Origin of the sequence: Streptomyces sp. NPDC001339, assembly GCF_042895955.1 — a bacterium.
Taxonomy (GTDB): Bacteria; Actinomycetota; Actinomycetes; order Streptomycetales; family Streptomycetaceae; genus Streptomyces.
Window position 1 is genome coordinate 530,550 of sequence record NZ_JBIAWT010000001.1, and the last position, 21,376, is coordinate 551,925.

At 72.2% G+C, this 21,376-nt stretch carries 17 protein-coding genes, 2 tRNA genes and 1 pseudogene; 8 read left to right on the forward strand and 12 right to left on the reverse strand.

The window, feature by feature from the left end; translation table 11 throughout:
• Positions 1-209: 209 nt before the first annotated feature.
• The 6 genes and pseudogenes from ACFY12_RS02250 to ACFY12_RS02275 form a co-directional block, all read right to left on the reverse strand.
• Positions 210-1,616, reverse strand: coding sequence for an HD-GYP domain-containing protein (locus tag ACFY12_RS02250; protein WP_390713789.1), 1,407 nt, complete (start codon positions 1,614-1,616; stop codon positions 210-212).
• 323 nt (positions 1,617-1,939) lie between these two features.
• Positions 1,940-3,304 (reverse strand): annotated as a pseudogene (locus ACFY12_RS02255) (HD-GYP domain-containing protein); the annotation flags it as partial.
• 173 nt (positions 3,305-3,477) lie between these two features.
• Complete coding sequence (gene rsrA, locus ACFY12_RS02260) at positions 3,478-3,918, reverse strand: mycothiol system anti-sigma-R factor (protein ID WP_390713790.1); 441 nt, start codon at positions 3,916-3,918, stop codon at positions 3,478-3,480.
• Entirely contained in the window at positions 3,915-4,619 is a 705-nt protein-coding gene (locus tag ACFY12_RS02265) for a sigma-70 family RNA polymerase sigma factor (protein ID WP_390713791.1), read from the reverse strand. Before ACFY12_RS02265 ends, rsrA begins: the two co-directional genes overlap by 4 nt.
• A 343-nt stretch (positions 4,620-4,962) precedes the next feature.
• Positions 4,963-5,607: an alpha/beta family hydrolase gene (locus tag ACFY12_RS02270; protein WP_390713792.1), complete on the reverse strand. Its 645-nt coding sequence runs from the start codon at positions 5,605-5,607 to the stop codon at positions 4,963-4,965.
• A 144-nt stretch (positions 5,608-5,751) separates the two neighbouring features.
• Positions 5,752-6,582 carry an SOS response-associated peptidase gene (locus ACFY12_RS02275; RefSeq protein ID WP_390713793.1) on the reverse strand — a complete coding sequence of 277 codons (831 nt, stop codon included), beginning with the start codon at positions 6,580-6,582 and terminating at the stop codon, positions 5,752-5,754.
• Between the two features lie 35 nt (positions 6,583-6,617).
• On the opposite strand from ACFY12_RS02275, the gene ACFY12_RS02280 reads away from it, so the two are divergent.
• From ACFY12_RS02280 to ACFY12_RS02295, 4 genes are all read left to right on the forward strand, one after another.
• Entirely contained in the window at positions 6,618-7,331 is a 714-nt protein-coding gene (locus ACFY12_RS02280; protein WP_390713794.1) for a M50 family metallopeptidase, read from the forward strand.
• A gap of 171 nt (positions 7,332-7,502) precedes the next feature.
• Complete coding sequence (gene aroA / locus ACFY12_RS02285; protein ID WP_390713795.1) at positions 7,503-8,876, forward strand: 3-phosphoshikimate 1-carboxyvinyltransferase; 1,374 nt, start codon at positions 7,503-7,505, stop codon at positions 8,874-8,876.
• 12 nt (positions 8,877-8,888) lie between these two features.
• Positions 8,889-9,896 carry a ribosome small subunit-dependent GTPase A gene (gene rsgA, locus ACFY12_RS02290; RefSeq protein ID WP_390713796.1) on the forward strand — a complete coding sequence of 336 codons (1,008 nt, stop codon included), beginning with the start codon at positions 8,889-8,891 and terminating at the stop codon, positions 9,894-9,896.
• A 199-nt stretch (positions 9,897-10,095) separates the two neighbouring features.
• Positions 10,096-10,425 carry a DMT family transporter gene (locus tag ACFY12_RS02295; RefSeq protein WP_390713797.1) on the forward strand — a complete coding sequence of 110 codons (330 nt, stop codon included), beginning with the start codon at positions 10,096-10,098 and terminating at the stop codon, positions 10,423-10,425.
• Positions 10,426-10,504: 79 nt separating this feature from the next.
• On the opposite strand, the gene ACFY12_RS02300 is transcribed toward ACFY12_RS02295, so the two are convergent.
• Positions 10,505-11,338, reverse strand: a complete 834-nt coding sequence (locus ACFY12_RS02300) for a TetR/AcrR family transcriptional regulator (RefSeq protein ID WP_390713798.1) — start codon at positions 11,336-11,338, stop codon at positions 10,505-10,507.
• Between the two features lie 175 nt (positions 11,339-11,513).
• Between ACFY12_RS02300 and hisN the strand changes: the two genes are divergently transcribed.
• On the forward strand, positions 11,514-12,317 hold the full coding sequence (gene hisN / locus ACFY12_RS02305; RefSeq protein ID WP_390713799.1) for a histidinol-phosphatase: 804 nt from the start codon (positions 11,514-11,516) through the stop codon (positions 12,315-12,317).
• Between the two features lie 215 nt (positions 12,318-12,532).
• The gene (locus ACFY12_RS02310) at positions 12,533-12,919 is read left to right on the forward strand and encodes a cyclic nucleotide-binding/CBS domain-containing protein (RefSeq protein WP_390714350.1); all 387 of its coding nucleotides are present in this window, start codon (positions 12,533-12,535) and stop codon (positions 12,917-12,919) included.
• A gap of 81 nt (positions 12,920-13,000) precedes the next feature.
• Here the strand turns inward: ACFY12_RS02310 and ACFY12_RS02315 are convergent, their stop codons facing one another.
• Complete coding sequence (locus tag ACFY12_RS02315) at positions 13,001-14,464, reverse strand: catalase (RefSeq protein WP_390713800.1); 1,464 nt, start codon at positions 14,462-14,464, stop codon at positions 13,001-13,003.
• Positions 14,465-14,624: 160 nt separating this feature from the next.
• Between ACFY12_RS02315 and ACFY12_RS02320 the strand changes: the two genes are divergently transcribed.
• Positions 14,625-15,044, forward strand: a complete 420-nt coding sequence (locus tag ACFY12_RS02320; RefSeq protein ID WP_390713801.1) for a Fur family transcriptional regulator — start codon at positions 14,625-14,627, stop codon at positions 15,042-15,044.
• A 201-nt stretch (positions 15,045-15,245) separates the two neighbouring features.
• Here ACFY12_RS02320 and ACFY12_RS02325 read toward each other — a convergent pair.
• The 4 genes from ACFY12_RS02325 to ACFY12_RS02340 form a co-directional block, all read right to left on the reverse strand.
• Positions 15,246-15,319 (reverse strand) — tRNA-Met (locus ACFY12_RS02325).
• A 187-nt stretch (positions 15,320-15,506) separates the two neighbouring features.
• The gene (locus ACFY12_RS02330) at positions 15,507-17,348 is read right to left on the reverse strand and encodes a tetratricopeptide repeat protein (protein ID WP_390713802.1); all 1,842 of its coding nucleotides are present in this window, start codon (positions 17,346-17,348) and stop codon (positions 15,507-15,509) included.
• A gap of 219 nt (positions 17,349-17,567) precedes the next feature.
• Positions 17,568-17,641 (reverse strand) — tRNA-Met (locus ACFY12_RS02335).
• Positions 17,642-17,751: 110 nt separating this feature from the next.
• Positions 17,752-20,589 (reverse strand): UPF0182 family protein, encoded by a 2,838-nt coding sequence (locus tag ACFY12_RS02340; RefSeq protein WP_390713803.1) that lies wholly within the window; start codon positions 20,587-20,589, stop codon positions 17,752-17,754.
• A 205-nt stretch (positions 20,590-20,794) separates the two neighbouring features.
• Here ACFY12_RS02340 and ACFY12_RS02345 point away from each other — a divergent pair, with 205 nt between their 5' ends.
• On the forward strand, positions 20,795-21,367 hold the full coding sequence (locus tag ACFY12_RS02345) for a PPA1309 family protein (protein ID WP_390713804.1): 573 nt from the start codon (positions 20,795-20,797) through the stop codon (positions 21,365-21,367).
• The last annotated feature ends 9 nt before the right edge of the window (positions 21,368-21,376 follow it).

Consider the following 21,376-nt stretch of genomic DNA (forward strand, 5'->3'; position numbering starts at 1 on the left):
CCATGGGTTCCATGACATCGGCCACGGTGCCGTGGCGTCGCCGCGGACCCCCGCACAGGGATTCTTCCCAGATTCTGCCCAGGGTTCCCGCCCCCAGGCATGCGCCCGCGCCTCGGGGCGGTGCCCGGGGGCGGGGCCCCGGCCCGTGCCCCGTTCCGCGCCCCCGGCGCACCTCCACACGTTCCGTACGCCCCGGGCGCCCCGGGGCTTCAGCCGGCCCGGCCGTCGCGCGCCAGGACCCGGGCGAGCGCCTCGACGACTCCGGGCTCATGGTCCCGCGCGGTGGCCAGCCGCAGCCGTGCCAGGGCACGCAGCCGTCCGCCGGGCCCCGCGCTCCCGCCGGACAGGTCGTCGTAGGCGTTGACGGTACGGACGATACGCGCCGTGACCGGCTGGTCCCGGTACGGATCGGCCTGCCGCTCGACGATCACCGCGACCTCGGCGGGGGCCCCGGTCTGCCGGACAACGGCACCGCCCAGCAGGGCGATCCGGCGCTGCTCGGCGGGCGGCAGCGCGGCGGTGGCACCGCCCGGCACCGGGTCCAGCAGCGAGAGCTGGCCGATGTCGTGCATCAGCGCGGCGTACTCCAGCACCTCCAGGTCCGGTGCGGTCAGGCCGAGTTCACGGCCCACCGCGCGGCTGAGCGTGGCCACCCGGCGGGCGTGGCCGCGCGGGGTGTACCCGGCGATCTCGGTCGAGCGGGCCAGCGAGGCGACGGTCTGGCGGCAGGTGGTGCGAACCACCGTGAACCGGTGGAAGGCGAACTGGGTGAGCAGCAGTGGCAGACAGCACACCGGCAGCGCCCAGAGCCCGGCGACGGCGGTGCCCAGCGCGATCACCACCCCCGTGGCGCAGACGGCGGTGCCGGGTCCGGGCAGCGCCCGCAACTCGTCGCGCAGCAGCGGCCCGTACGGCCGGCCGGTACGGGCCCGGGCCAGCGTGGCCGCCAGTACCGCGTCGCACAACGTGGTCAGCGCCAGCAGGGCGACCAGGAAGAGCGGGTGGGCCGGCCCGGAGACCGGCCGGCCGTCCAACGCCCCGGTGGCGTGGAGAGGTTGGCAGCAGGTGGCGGCGAAGCCGGCGGTCAGCACCCGGCGGGCCAGGGGGTCCAGCGCGGGCCCGCGGCCGCGAGCGGCCCGCGGGACGAGTCCCACCAGGCCGGCCGCCAGGACGACGGCCACGGTCTGCGGGACGCCGTGCGCCGCCGGCCGTCCGCCGGCCTCGCCGAGCAGTGCGTACGCCAGCGCCCCGGCCGCGGCGAGCGGTGCGCCCTCCCGCTCCTCCGGCGCCCGCCCGTACCCGGTGGACGATGCCCGCCCGTACCCGGTGGACGATGCCCGTCCGTTCCCGGTGGACGCTCCCGGGCCGCACCGTCCCGCCAGCTCGCCGAGCGCGATCAGCGCCCCGAAGGCCAGCGCGATGCCCGGCTGGGCCAGGCCGTCCCAGAGCGTCCGGCCCAGCGACCAGCACGCCAGGGCGGCGGCGGGGGCGTGGACGGTGGCGGCCGCGACCCGGCCGCGAACGGCGGAGACGCCGCGACGGCCGGGAGCCGGCGAGCCCCCGGGCCGCCGCCTGGCGTCAGGGGGCTCCTCGGGCGCGTCGGGCGCGGGCGTCATCGGCCACCGCCCTGACCGGAGGGGGCGGAGGGGCCGGAAAGGCCGGAGGGGCCGGAAGGACCGGAAGGACCGGCGGAATCTGCGGGGCCTGAGGGGCCTGAGGGGCGTGAGGGGTGTGAGGGTCCGGAAGATGCGACCCGCTCCCGTACGAGGGCCTCCGGTACGGACTCCTCCGGTACGGGCGCGGGCGCCACAGCCACGGTCACGTCCCGCGCTGCCACGCCACCCGCCCCGGCCGGCCCCTCAGATGTGACGTTTCCTCTAGGGCCGCGCATTCCGCCGCGCACTCCGTCCCGCGTCCCGTCCCGCACCGCGACCAGCTCCGCGGCCGCAGCCGTCTCCGCCTCCGCCTCCTCCGCCGCCACCAGGCCGGGCCCGGAACCGGGGCCGGGGCCGGGATGCCAGCCGTACCGTTCCAGCGACGCCGCCAGCGCCCGCACCATCCGCGGGTCGAACTGCGCACCGGCGCACCGGCGCAGCTCGGCGAGCGCCGCCGGTACCGGCCTGGCCCGCCGGTAGGAGCGGGTGGAGGTCATCGCGTCGAAGGCGTCGGCGACCGCCACCACCCGTGCGAATTCCGGAATCTGACGTCCCTTCAGTCCGTAGGGGTAGCCCCGGCCGTCCAGCCGCTCATGGTGGTGCAGGATCGCCGACCGTGCCTCCCCCAGGAAGCCGATACCGCGCACGATCTCGTGCCCGTACTCCGGATGCAGCTCGATGGCCCGGCGCTCCTCCGGGGTGAGCGGCCCGTCCTTGCGCAACAGCCGGGTGGGCACGCCGAGTTTGCCGACATCGTGCAGGGTGCCGGCGAACCTGAGCACCTCCATCCGGTCCTCCGCCATACCCAGCTCCCTGGCGATCATCACCGAGGCCCGGCCGACCCGTTCGCTGTGCCCACGGGTGTAGCGGTCCTTGAGGTCCACGGCCTGTACGAGGGCGCGGACCGTGGCCCGGTGGGCGGCGCGTTCGCGGTGGTACCGGTCGAAGACCCAGCAGGAGAGGTAGATCGGCAGCAGGACCAGCAGCGCCGCCGGCGGCCCGTACGGGCTGCACCACAGCACCGCCATCATCAGCCCGGCCGGACCGTGCACCAGGTACGGCCCCAGCGCGCGGGTCAGCGGTCCGCGCCAGGCGGTGCGTACGGGGTGCCGCTCGGCGACGATCAGCACCCCGCCGTCAAGCGCGGAGAGCACCGCGCAGAAGGCCGCCGCGGCAGCCGCGGCCGACAGCAGCAGAGCGGGGAACTGCGGTGCGGACAGCGGGTGGTGGCAGACGGCCCGGAAGATCCGGGCGGCCGCGTAACAGGCGAGCGCCAGCTCAGCGGCGTGCCAGACCCTGCGGGCGGCGGCCGCGCGCTCCTCGGCGGGGGCGAACAGGGCCCCGGGGACGGCGGCCAGGGCCGCCAGCGGCGGGGGCAGCAGCCCGGCCGCCGCGAGCAGAACGGGGCTCGCCCAGCGGGCGGGGAACCCTCCGGGCCCCGGGCCGGCGTCCCCGCCGTACGGCACCCGGCTCCCGCCCAACGGCGGGCAGCGGCGGGCCTGTTCGCACAGTGCGTAGAGGACGGCCAGGGCCAGGGCGCTGCTCCAGGGGGCGTCGGCGCCGAGCCGTAAGGCAGGAGCGGCACACAGCACCGCGGCCAGGGCCGCACAGCCGACATACCATCGCGCGGCCCCCGGAAGTTCCCGCATCGCGCCCTCCTCACGGTGCCCCTCGCATGCGGACTGCTGTCCCGTCCGCGCGGCATCGGGGTTCGGCGAGAATAGAGGCGCCGGGGCGCCGGGAAGGGCCCATCAACGGATCGGGCGGGAGGAATCGCCCCGCCCCTCACCCCTTAGGGTGAACCGCTGCCCGATCGCGCCCCCTAGCGGGCGGCGTCGGCGTCAGCGTCGGCGTCGGTGCGCGCATCGGCGGTGCCGGTGGTGCCGGCGCCGCCGGTCTCCTCGGACCGGTCGGCCGCCTGCGGGGAAGCGGCCGCCGCCTCGGCCTGCTCCCGCTGTGCCTGTTCGTGCCGGGCCTGATCGAGCACGTTCACCTCGGGGACGGCCTCGCCGGCCCGGATGAGCTCGATCCTGCCCATGACCTTGGAGCGCAGATCGCTGGGGACGTCGTCATGGCCGCAGCAGCGCTTGACGAGCTTCTTGACGGCCTGTTCCAGACCGTACTTCTCCAGACACGGATGGCATTCGTCAAGGTGTTCCTGGAACTCCGCGCACTCCCCGGCGGGCATCTCGCGGTCGAGATACTCGTAGAGGTGGTCGAGGACCTCTGAGCAGTCCTTCTCGTGCGGCTCTCCGCAGCTCATGATCCCGAGCCTTTCCGGTCGTGCGACTCCGACGTGCGCGCGGCCTCCGGGTCCGCGGCCGCCGCCCCCGCCGGAACCAGCCCGCGCTCACGGGCGTAATCCTCCAGCATCCCGCGCAGCTGGCGCCGCCCACGATGCAGCCGCGACATCACCGTGCCGATGGGTGTCCCCATGATGTCCGCGATCTCCTTGTACGCAAAGCCCTCGACATCCGCGAGGTACACGGCGATACGGAATTCCTCCGGGATCGCCTGGAGAGCGGCCTTCACGTCCGAGTCGGGGAGGTGGTCGAGCGCCATGGACTCGGCGGAGCGCAGACCCGTCGACATATGCGACTCGGCGCGCGCCAGCTGCCAGTCCTCGATCTCGTCGGCGGCGCTGCGCTGCGGCTCCCGCTGCTTCTTGCGGTAGGAGTTGATGAAGGTGTTGGTGAGGATGCGGTAGAGCCAGGCCTTGAGGTTGGTGCCCTCCCGGAACTGGTGGAAGGACGCGTACGCCTTGGCATAGGTCTCCTGCACCAGGTCCTCGGCGTCCGTCGGATTGCGCGTCATGCGCAGTGCGGCGGAGTACATCTGGTCCAGGAAGGTGAGGGCGTCCCGTTCGAAGCGCGCGTTGCGTTCGGCCACGCTCTCCTGGCGGCGCGCGGACTGCTCCTCAGTCGTGCCGTCGGCCCCTGCGTCGGTACCGGTGACCGAACCCACCTCCTCCAACACCGTCGCGGATCCGGAAACAGACCCACCCGATTCGGAGAATAGACGACGATCCGGTGCCGCCGCCGCTCCAGCCAGGGCGGGCTGAGCCACCCGCATCTGCGACCACGGCAGGTCAGCGGCCGTGCGGGCCGGGCAAGCGATTCCCATGCGGCGGACTCCCGTTCTCGTGCTTCACCGGACGTACTCGAGTGCGTACGACAGGCTCAACAGCACGGTCCGCCGGATCATTCCCGACCGGGCCGCCTTTTCTCCGGCTTCCGCGGCCCTTCGGATTCTGCGGCTTCCACGGCTGTTTTCTGCTGTTTTCTTCGGCTTCCGCGACAGCCGCGGATCAGCCCGGCATCCCGTCGAGCCAGGCGGCCACCGCGTCCGTGATCACAGCCATCGACTCCGGCTCGCCGACACCCGCCGACTTCGGCACGGCGAAACCGTGGTCGCCGTACGGCACCTCGGTGATCGCGGTCCCCGGCGGGAACTCCTCCGGGCGGCCGAACGGGTCCCGGCCGCCCTGGACGACCAGCGTCGGCACCCCGGCGCCGGTCAGCTCGTCCGCCCGGGACTTCTCCGGCCGGCCCGGAGGGTGCAGCGGGAAACTGAGCGCCAGTACGGCCTCGGCGCCCAGCTCGCGTGCCGTCCGGCAGGCCACCCGGGCCCCCGCGCTCCGGCCGCCGGCCACCACGGGCAGGCCCGGCTTCGCCAGCGCCGGCCACAGCGCGGTCCACCCCGCGTCCAGGGTCCTGGGCGCGGGCGCCACCTTCTTGCCCGCCACCCGCCACGGCTGCTCGACCAGCGCCACGGTGTAGCCACGGGCCGGCAGCGCGGCCGCCAGGGCCCGCAGATCGCGTGCCTCGATCCCGCCGCCGGCGCCGTGGCCCAGGGCCACCACCGCCCGGGCCGGTTCCGCGGCCCGGTACCAGGTGATCCGGGCATCGCCCGCCGGTGTCACGACCGTCTCGGTCTCCGCGGCCCCTGCCATCGACTCTGCGTTCGCCCCTGCATGCGCCCCAGTACTCATACGCCCCATCCTGCCCGGCCCGTGGCGGGAAGGGCGGCACAGCACGCGGGAGGCGCCTCGGCGGCCGGCACCGGGGTGCCTCAGAACACCGGCACCGGGGGCGCCTCAGAACAGCGTGCCGACCTCGGGTGCGTCGAGCTCGGTGATCAGCTCGGGGCCGTTGTTGCGGACGTTGCTGACCTCGGTGGACACGGGGTACGCCCGCATCAGTCCGGGCGGCGGGGGCGCCAGCAGCGCCCGCAGCTCCTCGGGGTCCGTACGGGCCGGGTCGAGCCAGGCGTCCCAGCGGTCCGGCGTCAGCACCAGCGGCATCCGGGGATGGATGTCGGCCAGGGACTGCGGGCCCTCGCCACCGCCCGCACCGGCCAGCGGCGTGGTCTCGGCCTCGGTGGTGACGACCGTGCAGGTCACCCACCAGGCCAGCGGGTGGTCACCGGGCAGGGTCGCGTCCCGCCAGAACTCGTACAGGCCGGCCATCGCCATCACGGAGCCGTCCGCGGGCGTCACGAAGTACGGCTGTTTGCGGGGCCGCTTCTTCCGGCCCCGCTCCTCCAGCTGCCGTTCGGCGGCACCGGTGACCCACTCGAAGTAGCCGTCACCAGGGAGCAGACAGCGGCGGGCGGCGAAGGCCTGGCGGAAGGACGGCTTCTCGTGCACCGTCTCGGCCCGTGCGTTGATCATCCGCGCGGCGCCCTCGGGCGATTTCGACCACGACGGGACCAGGCCCCACTTCAGCGTCCGCAGCTGGCGCACCGGCCCCGGCGGGAAACCGGCGGCCGCCTCGCCCTTGAGGGGGCGTTCGAGCACCGCGTGCACGCTGTCCGTCGGAGCCACGTTCCAGCTGGGCGCCAGCGTCTCCTCCGGCTCCCACCGCTGAACGCCGAAAATCCCTGCCAGGTCCTCGGGGCGACGGCTCGCCGCATACCTACCGCACATGCATGCCACACTGCCATGCCCGACGAAGGAGAGATATGGACACCGGCCACCTCACCGGCATATGGGACCGAGTCGTCGGAACCCAGCCCGCTCCGTCGCTCTGGCTGGTGATCGCCACGGCGGTGCTCGCCCTGGGTGCCGTGGTCCCGCGCACCGCCTGGCGGCTCTCGCGGAACGCCGTCACCATCGCGCACGAAGGCGGGCACGGGCTGATCGCCCTGGTCACCGGGCGTCGGCTGGAGGGCATCCGGCTGCACTCCGACACCTCGGGGCTGACCGTCTCGCGGGGCAAACCGACCGGGCTCGGCATGGTGCTGACCGCGGCCGCCGGTTATATCGCGCCGTCCCTGCTGGGCCTGGCCGGTGCGGCGCTGCTCGCCGCGGGGCACATCACGGCGCTGCTGTGGGGCGCCACCGCGCTGCTGCTGGTGATGCTGGTCATGATCCGCAACGCCTACGGGGTGCTCACCGTCGTCCTGACGGGCACCGCGTTCGTACTCGTCTCCTGGCTGACGGCGGCGGAGGTGCAGGCGGCCTTCGGGTACGCGGTGGTGTGGTTCCTGCTGCTGGGCGGGGTACGGCCGCCCTTCGAGCTGCAGGGCAAGCGGCGCCGGGGAGGGGCCGGGGACTCGGATCCGGACCAGCTGGCGCGGCTGACGAACGTCCCGGCGGCCGTCTGGCTCGGCCTCTTCCATGTGGTGACGCTGTGCTCGCTGATCGGCGGCGGGCGCTGGCTGCTCGGCGTATGACGTCGCCGGGAAGAGCCGCCTGGACGTCGCGTCGTCCGGCGTCCGCCCGGAACCGGTTCCACCGGACGCGAGCCGCCCGCACGCGAGCGCACTACCAGTGCCATGTTTCGGATGGGTTGCGCCACTTTTGATCAAGATGGGGCGCCGTGCCCAGCCATTAAAGTAAGGGGCATGACCGAGAGCCCCGTACATCCCGCCCTGTGGCACGCCCCCCTCGCCTCCGGGGCCGTCGACGCGACCGTCACCGTTCCCGGCTCGAAATCGGTCACCAACCGCGGCCTGGTCCTGGCCGCGCTCTCGTCCGAGCCCGGCTGGCTCCGCCGTCCTCTGCGCTCCCGTGACACGCTCCTGATGGCCGAGGCGCTGCGCACCCTGGGCGTCGGTATCGAGGAGACCGCCTCCTCCAGCTCCGACGGCTCCGCGGACACCGCCGCGCAGTCCGGGGGCGGCGAGGCCTGGCGGATCATCCCGGCCGGCCTGCACGGCCCGGCCACCGTCGACGTCGGCAACGCCGGAACGGTCATGCGCTTCCTGCCGCCGGTCGCCGCGCTCGCCGACGGCCCGGTCCGCTTCGACGGCGACCCGCGCTCCTACGAGCGCCCGCTCGGCGGTGTCATCGACGCGCTGCGCGCCCTGGGCGCCCGTATCGACGACGACAACCGCGGGGCGCTCCCGATGACGGTCCACGGCGGCGGCGCCCTGGACGGCGGCGCGGTCGAGATCGACGCGTCCTCGTCCTCCCAGTTCGTCAGTGCCCTGCTGCTGTCCGCGCCGCGCTTCAACCAGGGTGTCGAGGTCCGGCACGTCGGCGCGGCGCTGCCGTCCATGCCGCACATCCGGATGACCGTCGACATGCTGCGCAGCGTCGGCGCGCAGGTCGACACCCCGGAGGCCGGCGGGGAGCCGAACGTCTGGCGGGTCACACCCGGCGCACTGCTCGGCCGCGATCTGGTCGTCGAGCCGGACCTGTCCAACGCCCAGCCGTTCCTGGCCGCGGCGCTGGTCACCGGCGGACGGGTCACCATCCCGGACTGGCCCGAGCACACCACCCAGCCCGGTGACGCGCTGCGCGAGATCTTCACCACCATGGGCGGCTCCTGCGAGCTGACCGAACACGGCCTCACCTTCACCGGCAGCGGCCGGATCCACGGCATCGACGTCGACCTGGGCGAGGTCGGTGAGCTGACGCCGGGCATCGCCGCGGTCGCCGCGCTCGCCGACTCCCCGACCACCCTGCGCGGCGTCGCCCACCTGCGGCTGCACGAGACCGACCGGCTGGCCGCGCTCACCAAGGAGATCAACGAGCTCGGCGGCGACGTCACCGAGACCGCGGACGGTCTGCACATCCGGCCGCGACCGCTGCACGGCGGGGTCTTCCACACCTACGAGGACCACCGGCTGGCCACCGCCGCGGCGGTGCTCGGCCTCGCGGTCAAGGGCGTGGAGGTGGAGAACGTCGCCACGACGGCCAAGACCCTGCCCGACTTCCCCGCGATGTGGACGGAGATGCTCGATCCCGCGGCCGTCCCCGCCCGGAGAGCCTGAGGACCGGCCGCCATGCGCCGCTACGGCAAGAACCCCGATGAGGACGACGTCCGCGTCCGGCCCAACCGGAAGGGCAACCGGCCCCGTACGAACATCCGCCCCAAGCACGAGGACGCGGCCGAGGGCCTGGTCCTGACCGTCGACCGCGGCCGGCTGACCTGCCTCATCGAGGACCGCACGGTCACCGCGATGAAGGCCCGCGAACTGGGCCGCAAGAGCGCGGTGGTCGGCGACCGGGTCGCCGTCGTCGGCGATCTGAGCGGCGCCAAGGACACCCTCGCCCGGATCGTCCGGGTCGAACCGCGCACCTCGACACTGCGCCGAACGGCCGACGACGACGACCCGTACGAGCGCGTCGTGGTCGCCAACGCCGACCAGCTCGCCATCGTGACCGCGCTCGCCGACCCCGAGCCGCGGCCCCGGCTGATCGACCGCTGTCTGGTCGCCGCCTACGACGCGGGCCTGGACCCGCTGCTGGTGCTGACCAAGTCCGACCTGGCGTCCCCGGACACGCTGCTGGAGTCCTACGGCGCGCTGGGCGTCCCGTACGTCGTCACCAACCGCGAGGAACTCACCGACGGCAGCGCCGCCGAGCGGGTACGGGAGGCGCTGAAGGGCCGGATGACGGCGTTCGTCGGACACTCCGGCGTCGGCAAGACGACCCTGGTCAACGCGCTGGTCCCGGACCGCCGCCGGGCCACCGGCCACGTCAACGCGGTCACCGGCCGGGGCCGGCACACCACCACCTCGGCGCTGGCCCTCCCCCTCCCCGGCGACTCGGGCTGGGTCATCGACACCCCGGGAGTGCGCTCCTTCGGGCTGGCCCATATCGACCCGTCCCGCGTCATCCACGCCTTCCCCGACCTGGAGCCGGGCACCGTCGAGTGCCCGCGCGCCTGCAGCCACGACGAGCAGGACTGCGCACTGGACGAGTGGGTCGCCGACGGGCACGCCGACCCGGCCCGGCTCTACTCGCTGCGGCGCCTGCTGTCGACCCGCGAGCGACGCGAGGGCGACTGATCCCCGGCGTTCACCCCCGCCCGGCCGGGACAACTGCATAATCACACCACGGCCGGTGAACCGGTCAACGGGCCCCGACCGCGCGGCCGGGGCCCTGGTGAGTGAGGGCGGGAAGGCGCCCAGGCGGGAGTTCGACGGCAGGGCCAGGGCCCGTCATCACTCATCCAGCATCCAGCATCCAGCTGACGGAGGCATGGGTATGGCGTGGTCGTGGCTGCTGGTCGTGGTGGCGGGGGTGCTGGAGACCGGCTTCGCGGTCTGCCTGAAGCTGTCACACGGATTCACCCGCCTCTATCCGACCATCGCCTTCGCCGCCTTCGCACTGGGCAGCTTCGGTCTGCTGACGCTGGCCCTGCGCAGGCTCGACATCGGCCCGGCCTACGCGGTCTGGACGGGGCTGGGCGCGGCCGGCACGGCGATCTACGGCATGGTCTTCCTCGGCGACCTGGTCTCCACCCTCAAGATCGTCTCGATCACGCTGGTCATCGTGGGCGCGATCGGGCTGCAGCTGTCGGGGTCGGGGCATTGAGGCCGCCGGGGCCGGGAGGCTGATCTCCGGACTCGTGCCGCCATGAACCCATGATGGACCCATGACCCATGACGGCCCGTCAGCCTCTTGGGACTCCTCTGCCCCGTCCTGCTCCCCGGCCCCGTCCTGGCCGCTCGCCACCGCCCCCTGTCGCGCCCTCACCGCCCGTACCGCCCGGCAGCCGGTCGAAGGCGCCGCGTACGAGCCGCGACACCGCCTCCGCCTCCGCCTCCGCCTCCGCCTCCCGCCGGGTCCGCCGGACCGGCGGGTGCCCCGGTCCCGGCGCCGTCCCCGCGGCCGGGGCGACCACGCAGGACAGCGTCAGCCGGGCCGCGGCCTCACAGGCGGTTCCCAGGGCGGGCAGCTGCTCCGCGGGCCAGTCGGGTTCCAGTGCGGCGACCGCCTGGTCGCAGAGCCGGCCGACGAGCTCGGCGGGACCGGGCAGCGGCCCGTTCGAGGACCGCACGGTCGGCGCGGACGGCCGGGTGCGCTGAGCGGCCACGCCGTCCGGCCGCCCCGCCCGGTCCGGCGCGGGGGCCGCCGGCACCACCGCCGGGTCCGGCAGCAGATTGCCCCAGCAGCCCGTCAGCGCGGCCCTGACCAGGGGGTTGATCCGCGCGGTACGCAGCGTCCAGGCGGCCGCGGCGACCATCCGGGCCGCCGCGTCGCCCGGTGTACCGGCGGCCGTGGTGCCGCCCCGGGCCAGCGCCCGGGCGGCCCCGGCGAGGTAGTTGTCGGTCTCCCGGCGGACCAGGGCGCGGGCCAGCCCGTCCTTGCTGCCGAACTCGTTGTAGAGGGTCTGCCGGGAGACCCCCGCCGCGGCCGCGACGTCGACCATCCGTACGGACGCCCAGGTCCGGGTCGTCAGCGCCGTATAGGCGGCGTCCAGCAGGCACTCACGCGCTGCGGGCATCCATCCCCTCCCCAGCCGCCGGCCCGGGTGGCCGGTTCGCGCACAGAATTGACGTGGCGTCAGGGACTGTCAAGAGTCACGGCAACACGCTCCCGCCACTCGCCCGGCGGGCGCCACACGCCGGGCCGGGCATGGCCGTGTGGCTCCGGCGTATACCTATGGATACTGTTCGCACATGCCCGACTATCACGATGATCTCCGCCTCGGCCATGTGCTCGCCGACGCCGCGGACGCCGCCACCATGGAGCGCTTCAAGGCGCTCGACCTCAAGGTCGAGACCAAACCGGACATGACTCCGGTGAGCGAGGCGGACAAGGCCGCCGAGGAGCTCATCCGCGGCCAGCTCCAGCGGGCCCGGCCGCGGGACGCGGTGCTCGGCGAGGAGTTCGGCAGCGAGGGCGCGGGACCGCGCCGCTGGATCATCGACCCGATCGACGGCACCAAGAACTACGTCCGCGGGGTGCCGGTCTGGGCGACGCTGATCGCGCTGATGGAGCGCGGCGAGGGCGGCGACCGCCCGGTGGTCGGCATCGTCTCCGCACCGGCGCTCAACCGCCGCTGGTGGGCCGCGGAGGGGCTGGGCGCCTTCACCGGCCGCAGTCTGACCTCCGCGTCCCGGCTGGCGGTGTCCAAGGTGGGCCGCATCCAGGACGCGTCCTTCGCGTACTCCTCGCTGACCGGCTGGGAGGAGCGCGGCAGGCTGCCGGGGTTCCTCGACCTGAGCCGGGACTGCTGGCGCACCCGGGCCTACGGCGACTTCTGGCCGTACATGATGGTCGCCGAGGGGGCGGTGGACATCTGCGCCGAGCCGGAGCTGTCCCTGTGGGACATGGCGGCCTGCGCCGTGGTGGTCAAGGAGGCCGGCGGGCAGTTCTCCGGCCTGGACGGCAAGCCGGGCCCGCACAGCGGCAACGCGGCGGCCTCCAACGGGCTGCTGCACGAGGATCTGCTGAGCTACCTCGGCGACAGCAAGCGCTGACACTCGGCGAGCACGGACACCGGCCCGCGGCGGAGCGGGCGAAAGGGGCAGGTGACGGACACATGTCCGGATGCCTGCCCCTTGTTGTGCCGCACCGCGGCATGTGAACATGAGAATCCCGGACTTTGTGAACTTGTGAACCCCTTCTCAAGCTCACCTTCACCAGGTTCACGCCGAGTTCACATTCACCAAGGAGGTGGCTCCACTCCATGCCCATGTACGTCAAGGACGCCATGAGCACGGTGATCCTCACCATCGGGCCCGCTCACACCCTCCGCCAGGCAGCCCAGTTGATGGCGGCCCGCCGCGTCGGCGCGGCCGTGGTCCTCGACAGCGACAACAGCGGCATCGGCATCCTCACCGAGCGCGACATCCTCAACTCCCTCGGCGCGGGCGAGAATCCCGACCGGGAGACCGCCCAGAGCCACACCACCCCCGACGTCGTCTTCGCCACACCGGAATGGACCCTGGACGATGCCGCCGAGGCCATGGCGCGCGGCGGCTTCCGGCATCTGATCGTCCTCGACGGCGGGGAACCCGTCGGCGTGGTCTCCGTACGCGACCTGCTGCGCGTTCAGGTGGCCTGCGCCGCGTCGCAGTAGCCCCTCCGGCCCGCCCATGGGGAATCCGGGGGCCGGCTCCCCGATCGGGAACCGGCCCCCGGCCTTACGGCATGCGCCCGGTCAGCCGCGCAGGGCCTGGACCGCGGCCTCCAGCCGCTTGCCGTAATCCGCGTCCGCCTTGCGGAAGTTGGCGATCGCGCGCTCGGCGATATCGTCGCGCGACACCTTGGCGATGAAGCCCGCCAGGTTGTTGATCAGGCGCTCCCGCTCGGCCTCCGACATCAGCCGGTAGAGGTTGCCGGCCTGGACGAAGTCGTTGTCCTCGGGGTGCGAGGCCGCCGCGTGGTCACCGGTGGCGCCGGTGACCGGGAGCGGCCGCCACAGCGGCTCACCGGTCTGGACCGGGCCGCCGAAGCTGTTGGGCTCGTAGTTCTTCCGGCCGCCGTGCCGGCCGTCGTAGAGCACACCGTCCCGGCCGTGGGTACGCGCCTCGGTGGCGTGCGGACGGTTGACCGGCAGATGGTCGGCGTTGATGCCGACGCGGTAGCGGTGCGCGTCGCCGTACGCGAAGAGGCGGCCCTGGAGCATCTTGTCGGGGGACGGGCCGATGCCCGGCACGAAGTGGTGCGGGGAGAAGATCGACTGCTCGACCTCGGCGAAGATGTTCTGCGGGTTGCGGTTGAGCTCCAGCTTGCCGATCTCGATCGGCGGGTAGTCCTCGTGCGGCCAGACCTTGGTCAGGTCGAACGGGTTGAAGCGGTAGGCGGCCGCCTCGGCCGCGGGCATGATCTGCACCTGCACGGTCCAGGTCGGGAACTCGCCGCGCTCGATCGCCTCGCGCAGGTCGCGCTGGTGGCTGTCCGGGTCCTCGCCGGCGAGCTTGTCGGCCTCGCCCTGCGTGAGGTTCCTGATGCCCTGGTCGGTCTTGAAGTGGTACTTGACCCAGAAGACCTCACCGGCGGCGTTGTTCCACTGGAAGGTGTGCGAGCCGTAGCCGTTCATGTGGCGGTACGAGGCGGGGATGCCGCGGTCGCCGAACAGCCAGGTCACCTGGTGCGTGGACTCGGGCGACAGCCCCCAGAAGTCCCAGACGTTGTCGGCCTCCTGCGAGCCCGTGTACGGGTCGCGCTTCTGCGTGTGGATGAAGTCGGGGAACTTGATGGCGTCCTTGATGAAGAACACCGGGGTGTTGTTCCCGACGAGGTCGTAGTTGCCGTCCTCGGTGTAGAACTTCAGCGCGAAGCCGCGCGGGTCGCGCACCGCGTCCGCCGAGCCGAGGTTGCCCGCGACCGTCGAGAAGCGCAGGAACGTCTCGGTCTGCTTGCCGACCTCGGAGAGGAACGCCGCGCGGGTGTACCTGGTCACATCCGCGGTCACCGTGAACGTGCCGTAGGCGGCGGCACCACGGGCGTGCACGATGCGCTCCGGTATGCGCTCGCGGTTGAAGTGCGCGAGCTTCTCTATCAGGAGCTGGTCCTGGATGAGGCCGGGTCCGCCGATACCGGCCGACTCGCTGTTCTGGTTGTCCGCGACCGGAGCACCGGACTCCGTGGTCAGCGGTCCGCTGGTGGTGTCTACCGACACGTGCGCCTCCTGAAAGTGTTCTTCGCCTGCCCTTGGCCTGAGCCGAACCCGATCCTACATTGGACATTGTCTAAGTCAAGAAGTGCACGAAAGTCGTACGCGATCCGGCGATGGACCGGCCACTGCTACCCTGGCTCTATCTGACTGATAGGTGATTGGCATGAGTGACCTGCTGGAACGGCTCCGGGGACGCGGCTGGCGGCTGACCGCACAACGACGCGTGGTCGCCGAGGTCCTCGACGGGGACCACGTCCACTACACCGCCGACGAGGTCCACGCGCTGGCGTCCGACCGCCTTCCCGAGATCTCCCGTGCCACGGTCTACAACACCCTCGGCGAGCTGGTCGCGCTCGGCGAGGTGCTCGAGGTGAGCACGGACGGCCGGGCCAAGCGCTACGACCCCAACGCCCACCACGACCACCAGCACCTCATCTGCTCACGGTGCGGCACGATCCGCGATGTCCACGTCCACGGCGACCCGCTCTCCGCCCTCCCCGAGCCGGAGCGCTATGGCTTCCAGGTCTCCGAGGTCACCGTGACCTACCGGGGCATCTGCCCCACCTGCAACGACGACTCCTGACCCCGGCGCCCCCGCCCCGCGGGACTCGCCTCGCGTCCCGCACGTCGCGTCCCGCACGAGCCCCCTCCACCGGCCGACGCGGCGCCGGGGCCGCCCGACAGGACACCCCGGCCCTCGAAAACACGACTGAGGCGAAGACACGACTGAGGCGAAGACACGACTGAGGCCCGGATCCATCGGATCCGGGCCTCAGTCCATCAGTAGCGGGGACAGGATTTGAACCTGCGACCTCTGGGTTATGAGCCCAGCGAGCTACCGAGCTGCTCCACCCCGCGTCGTTGTGCCCACACTCTAACCCCGGCCCGACGACCAGCGCAAATCCCTTCCCGCGCCCAAGGTTCCCCCTTCGGCACCGGCCCGGAGACCGGTCCATGAGCCGGCCCGGGGACCGGTCCATGAGCGGCCCGAAGGCCCGGCTCCGGTCCTGGCCCACAGGGCCCGGCTGCGTGCCGCCAGCCCGCCCTACGCGCTCAGCTCGTCCTGGAGCGCCGTACGGAGCCGGGCCGCGCGTTCGGCGACCTCCGGGGGGCCGAGGTCGACGGCTCGCGCGCACCAGGTCTGCGCCTCGGCGAGCGCGCCGCGCCGGGCGGCGAGCAGCGCGAGCCGGAGTGCGGCCCGGCCGTGTCCGCCCTCGGCGGCGCGCCGCCACCACAGGGCCGCCTCGGACAGGCTGCCCTCACGGGCCAGCAGCAGTCCGAGGTTGAAGGCGCCGTTACGGCTGCCGGCCTCGGCCGCCGCGCGGTACCAGCCGGCGGCCTCGGTGATGTCCCCACGGGCCGCCGCGAACATGCCCATCCGGACCTGGGCGCGGCGGTGGCCCTGCCGGGCGGCTCGCTCGTACCACTGCAGGCTCTCGTCGTCGGCCGCCCGCTCACCGTCCGCCGGCCCGTCGCCGGCCGCCGAGGCCTTGCGGTCGAGCAGATCGGCGAGCCGGAAGGCCGCCTCGGCGCTGCCGCCGTCGGCCGCACAGCGCAGACTGCGCTCCGCGTCCCGCAGGAGGCCGTCCCGCTGCTGCACGATCCCGACCTGCAGCGCCGCCTCGGTGTGCCCGGCCGCGGCCGCCCGCTCGTACCAGACCTGCGCCATCCGCTCGTCGCCGCGGCCGGCGAAGAGGATCCCCAGGTTGAACGCGGCGTCCACGCTGCCCGCCTCGGCCGCCTTGGAGAACCACGGCTCGGCCCCCGAGGCGTCACCACGCTGCAGCAGCAGGATCGCCAGGGCGTTGGCGGCTTCGCGGTGCCCGGCGTAGGCGGCCCGGCGGTACCACTGCTCACCGCGCCCGGCCCGGCCCTGCTCGGCGCAGAGCAGCCCGATGTTGTAGGCGCCGTTGACGTCACCGGCCTCCAGCGCGACGCGGTACCAGCGCTCGGCGCTCTGCACCTCACCGCGGTCGGCGTGCAGCGCGCCCAGTGCGTTGGCGGCGTTGCCGTCGCCGTCCTGGGCCGCCCGCCGCCACCATTCCGCGGCGCTCTCCTCGTCACCGGCGTCGCGCAGCAGGTACCCCAGCGCACAGGCGGCGCGGGCCTCGCCGTCCTTGGCGGCGGACAGGTACCAGCGGCCGGCCTCCTGGATGTCGCCGCGGTCCTCCAGGAGCACACCCAGCTGCAGCGCGGCCCTGCGGTGGCCGCGCGCGGCGGCCTGGCGGTACCACTGCTCGGCCTCCTCCTGCCGGCTGAGCTCGCCGTACGCGGGCACCGTCCGGCGGTCGGTGTCGCGGCCGTCCTCGACGAGCCGGGCGAGACGGTACGCCGCCTCGCGGTGGCCGCGTTCGGCGGCGGCGCGGAACCAGCGCTCGGCGCCGATGTCACCGCGGTGCTCCAGCAGGTCGGCGAGGGCGTACGCGCCCAGGCAGTGGCCGGACTCGGCGGACTGGCGCAGCCAGTACTCGGCGGCCGGTTCGTCGCCGCGCTCGCGGTAGTGCCGGCCGAGGGCGTGGGCCGCCGCGGCGGAACCGGCGACGGCCGCGATCCGCCACCAGCCGGCCGCCTCGTCCCCGTAGCCGCGCTGGTGGAGCAGGACGCCGAGGTTGTTGGCCGCGGCCCGGTCCCCGGCGGCGGCCGCGGAGCGCAGATGCGGCTCGGCGCCGTCGAGGTCACCGCGGCGCAGCAGCATGGCGCCGAGCGCGCTCATCGCGGCGGTGTCGCCCGCCTCGGCGGCGCGGCGGTGGCCGGTCTCGGTCACCGCGTCGGACGCCTCGGCGGCTTCCATCGCGTCCATCTGCAGCTCGGATTCGCGCCCGTCGTCGGGCGCGTGCGCAAAGCGGTCCGTCTCCAACAACCTTGCCTTGTCCCCCATAAGACCCATCGTCGCATCACCTGTAACCCGCGTACACCTGGTATACCGCAGCCAGTGGAGGTCACTTCAGCGGTTTGTCGACTTCCCGACACAACGACAAGTCAAACTCAAGCACACAGGTTCCCTACATGGGCCGCGCGACCCGGCCTTCTTCGGGATCGCACCGAAACGTATGACGTCGCATGACGAAGGCCCGGATCCGTGTGGATCCAGGCCTTCGGCGTTGAGTAGCGGGGACAGGATTTGAACCTGCGACCTCTGGGTTATGAGCCCAGCGAGCTACCGAGCTGCTCCACCCCGCGTCGTTGTGATCTCAACGTATCACGGCACGGGGCCGCCCCTGGCATCGGGCGGCCCCGTGGTCACCGGTTCGCACCGGCGGCCACGGGGCCGGGAAACGCCGCCGGACGGATCAGCCGCCCGACGCGCCCCCCTTCCCGGATGCCTTGGCGGCCCGGTCCAGCGCCGCCTTCAGCCTCTTCTTGGCCTCGTCGTACGCGGCCAGGTCGCGCCGTTCGAGAGCCTTCTCGCCCTCCTGGTACGCCTTCTCGGCATCGGCCAGGGCCTGCTGCACGGTCTGATCGGCCGGCGGCTGCCTGCCGGTGTCGCCGCCGGAGTTCTGGCCCGTGTCACCGCCGGGCGGCGGAGTCTCCTTGCCGGTACCGGGCGCCTTCTTCCCGAAGACCACGTCCAGTGCGTCCTTGAGCGAGTCCGCCAGGACGGGCTTCTGGTCGCCGTAGCTGACCAGCACCTTCTTCAGCAGAGGGAAGTTGGTGGCGGCACCCTTCAGGTACACCGGTTCGACGTAGAGCAGTCCGCCGTCCAGGGGCACGGTCAGCAGATTGCCGTACACGATCTCCGAGTCGCCGAACTTCTTGAGGATGTTGAGCGCGTTGGCGATGTCCGGATCGGAGTTGAACTTCGACTGCACCAGCTTCGGTCCGGGTACCGGCGACTGCGACGGCAGCTTCAGCAGTCTGATCTTGCCGTAGTCGCCGCTGGTCGCGTTGGCGTCGACCGCCATGAACGCGCCCAGGTTGTCCCGCTGGTTGGGCGTGAACGTGGTCGTCAGCGAGAAGGTCCGCTCCTGCTGGCCCGGCATCTTCATGCTCAGGTAGTACGGCGGGACCGCGTTGCCCGGCTTGGTCGTCGGGTCATGGGGGATCTGCCAGCGCTCGGAGCCCGTGTAGAAGGTCTCCGGGTCCGTGACGTGGTAGGTCGTCAGCAGCTGGCGCTGCACCTTGAAGAGGTCCTGCGGGTAGCGGAGGTGCTCCTTGAGCGACGCGCTGATCTCGCTCTTCTTCTCGACGGTGTCGGGGAACGCCTTCATCCAGGTCTTGAGGACCGGGTCCTTCTCGTCCCACTGGTAGAGCTTGACCGAGCCGTCATAGGCATCCACCGTCGCCTTGACGGAGTTGCGGATGTAGTTGACCTGGTTCTGCGGGGCCACCACCGTGCGCTGGCCGTTGGTGAGCGAATCGGCCGTGGTGTCCCCGAGCGTGGTGCGCGAGGCGTACGGATAGCCGTTGCTCGTCGTGTAGGCGTCCACGATCCACTTGATGCGGCCGTCGATGACCGCCGGATAGGCGTCGCCGTCGATGGTCAGCCAGGGGGCGACGGACTCCACGCGCTCCTTGGGCGTGCGGTTGTACAGGATCCTCGAGCCGTCGCCGATCGCACCGGAGTAGAGGATCTGCGGCTCCCCGAACGCCACCGCGTAGGCGGCGCGGTTGACCGGGTTGTCCAGGCTGACCCCGCTCTTCCCCTGGTAGCTGTAGCTCTTCTCGCCGGTGCGGTCGTCGGAGTAGTCCAGCTCCTTCTGCGGACCGCCGACGATGGAGTACTGGGTGGTCTTCTCGCCGTAGTAGATCCGCTGCTCGTACGGGCCGAACTGGCCCTTGGCCGGGAGCTCCGACTCGGTGTACTTGGGGCCGCCGCCGTCGGCGGTCTCGGTCCCCTTGGCGGCGACCGCGCCGTAGCCGTGGGTGTACTTGAAGTGGTCGTTGATCCAGTTGCGCTCGGGGATACCGGCGATGTTCAGCTCGCGCAGGCCGATGACGGTGTCCTGCTCGACGCCGTCCTTGTCCTTGTAGCGGTCGACGTCGAGGGTGGAGGGGAACTGGTAGTAGCCCTTGGCCTGCTGCTGCTTCTCGAAGGCCGGTGAGACCACGTTCGGGTCGAGGAGCCGCATGCTGGCCGTGGTGTCGGCGTTGTCACGCAGCCGCTTGCTGTCCTCCTCACCGGAGGCCTTGTACGTACCCTTGTACGGTTTGACGTCTGTGTCCTGAATGTCGTAAGCGTCCCGGGTCGCCTTGATGTTCTGCTTGATATAGGGCGCTTCCTTGGCCTGCTCGTTCGGCTGGACCTGGAACTTCTGCACGATGGCCGGGTACAGGCCGCCGATCAGGATCGCGGAGAGCACCATCAGGCCGAAGCCGATCACCGGCAGCTGCCACGTCCGCCGCCACAGCGTCGCGAAGAACAGCACCGCGCAGATCGCCGCGATGAAGAAGAGGATGGTCTTCGCCGGGAGATAGGCGTTGGCGTCCACATAGCGCAGACCCGTCCAGTTGTCGGCCGACTTGAGGCCGCTGGACTTGACCGCGAGTCCGTACCGGTCGAGCCAGTACGCGATCGCCTTGAGCGAGACGAAGATACCGAGCAGCACCGACAGGTGGCCGGTGGCCGCGGCGGTCGCCCGCGAGCCGGGGCTGGTCAGCCGCAGCCCGCCGTAGAGGTAGTGCGTGAGCGCCGCGGCGACCAGGCAGAGCACCACGGCGGCGAAGCCGAAGCTCAACAGGAAGCGGTACCAGGGCAGATCGAACGTGTAGAAGGACACGTCCTTGCCGAACTGGGCGTCCGTCGTACCGAACGGGACGCCGTTGACCCACTGGAGCCACGTACGCCACTCACCGGAGGCCGAGGCACCGGCGATCAGCCCGACCACGGCCGCGATCGCGATCAGCGCCCACTTCTTGAACGGCGCGATGCTCATCCGGTAGCGGTCCAGGCTCTGCTGCTCCACCGACATCGCGCTGAGCGGCGGACGGAGCCGGTGCGCCAGCCAGATGTTGACGCCGACGGCGGCCGCCATCAGGACGCCGAAGACGCAGAACAGACCGATCTTGGTCCACAGGGTGGTGGTGAAGACCGAGGAGTACTTGACCGAGCGATACCAGAGCCAATCGGTCCAGAACCCCGAAAACATCACAAAGAGCATGGCCAGTACGGCCAGTGCTCCCACTGTCATCAGCAGGGTCCGGATCCGCCGCGATGGTCGGCCGACTCTGATCCGTGGCCCTGTCGGGCCTGAGCCGCGGTCCGGCATCTGGAAAGCCAAGGTGCGCACCTCGAAGTTCGCTGTCGTCTGGAGCAGGCCCGGCGATACTAGGACCCACTGATGCAACTTACGAAGGCTTTACCCAGTTCCCGATTTCCGGGGTGGACAAGGCACGATGTTGAGCATGACTGACCTTCCCGGCTCCCCCGCTGCCAGCACCCCGCTCGCCGCCGACCCCCTGACCCGCGCGGTACTCGAGATCGACGAGTACACCGCCGGCCTCGGCTGGAACCAGCCCGCCCGCCTGTTCGCCCTCGTCGACACCGCTCAGCTGCGTGCACAGGAGCCCTCGCTCGCCGCCCAGCTCGGCATCGACGACTCCAGCACCGCTTCCCTGACCCCCGTGGAGCAGGACGAGATCCCGGCGGGGGTGCCGCTGGACGAGTTCCTCGCCACCATCGCCTGGCCGGACGCCGTCGTCGGCTGCGCACTGACCGTGGAGCGGCTGATGCTCCCGCCGGCCGCCGAGGCGTCCGAGCCCGCGGGCATGGACGAGGCACAGCTCGCCGAATGGGTCGCCGGGCACCCGGACCGCCAGGAGGTCCGGATGACGGTGGCAGTGCTCCGCGACGGCCGCCGCGAATCGGCGCTGCGGCTGCGCGAGAAGGACTCCGCCACCGAGGTTCTCACCGGCTCGGGGCTGGTGCCGGGCCTCGCCGACGCACTCGCCGCGACCTTCGAGAGCTGAGTTCGGGGG